The sequence below is a fragment of the Streptomyces sp. NPDC052101 genome, assembly GCF_040680235.1.
Classification (GTDB): Bacteria; Actinomycetota; Actinomycetes; order Streptomycetales; family Streptomycetaceae; genus Streptomyces.
This window is the reverse complement of sequence record NZ_JBFAWH010000145.1, coordinates 1-1,229: the sequence shown is the minus strand read 5'-3', so window position 1 is coordinate 1,229 and position 1,229 is coordinate 1. Positions and strand designations below refer to the sequence as shown.

General features: G+C 74.1%; 1 protein-coding gene. It reads right to left on the bottom strand.

Annotated features, from left to right (window positions below):
- Positions 1-44: 44 nt before the first annotated feature.
- On the bottom strand, positions 45-1,229 hold a 1,185-nt coding region (locus AB0L75_RS44360; RefSeq protein WP_365191961.1), incomplete at its 5' end, for a fumarylacetoacetate hydrolase family protein.

The window sequence follows — 1,229 nt, the reverse complement described above, 5'->3', positions numbered from 1 at the left end:
GGCGCCTGCGAGGCCGACCGTTCCGATGTCCGTGCGGCGCATGCTCAGGCGTCGCCCTCCGGGGCCGGGGCGTCCGGCAGGGTCTTGCGGTACTCGGCGAACTTGGCCTTCCACTCGGCGTTCGGGGGGAACATCCCGTCCACCGGGTAGCCGGCCTTGACCTGCTCGTACGCCCAGGCGTCCTGGAGCTCCTGCTCGTAGGCGTCGTCCACAACCTCCTGGAGCAGGGACGGCGGGATGACCACCACACCGTCGTCGTCGCCGACGATGATGTCGCCGGGCTGCACGGTGGTGCCGCCGCAGGCGATGGTGCCGCCGACCTCCCACGGGATGTGACGGCGGCCCAGCACCGCCGGGTGCGTGGCGCCGGCGTACACCTGGAGGCCGACCTCGGCGACGGCGGCGGAGTCGCGGATGCCGCCGTCCGTGATCACGGCGTTCGCGCCGTTCACCTGGGCGCGCAGGGCCAGGACGTCCCCGAGGGTGCCGGTGCCGTGCTCGCCACGGGCCTCCATGACCACCACGTCGTCCGGCTGCACCGAATCGATGGCCCGCTTCTGGGCGTTGAAGCCGCCGCCGAACTCCTTGGCCAGGTCCTCGCGCTTGGGGATGTAGCGCAGGGTCTTCGCGTAGCCGAGGACGCGCCGGCCCCGGTGGATCGGGCGCGGGCCGTCGATGGTCGCGTTCTGGACGCCGCGCTTCTGCAGCTGGGCGGTGAGGGTGGCCACCGCGATGGCGTCGATCTTGGCGCGCAGCTCCGGGGTCAGCAGGGAGCGGTCCGGCTGCGGGGCGCTCGCGACCCAGTGGCCGTTCTCGTCCACCGCGGACGACGACGGCGCCGCGGCCTGCGGGGCCAGACCGGCGGCCTCGCGGGAGCCCCAGGCCTCCTCGCGCTGCACGTCGTCCACCTGCGGCTGCGCGCCGAACGGGGCCAGGGAGTGCTCCGAGTCGACGACCGTCGTCACCAGGCGGCCGGTGGTCGGTGCGCCGGGGGCGCTGGGGGCGTCCACCTCCACCTCGACGACGTCGCCCGGCTGGGCCACGGAGGATCCGGCGGGGGTGCCGGTGAGGATGACGTCGCCCTCCTCGAGCGTCATGAGCTGCGAGAGGTCGGCCACGAGCTGGCCGAACGGGAAGACGAGGCCCTCGGTGGTGTCGTCCTGGACGATCTCGCCGTTGACCCAGGTGCGCACGCGCAGGGCGGCCGGGTCCAGGCCCGCGGCGCGGAC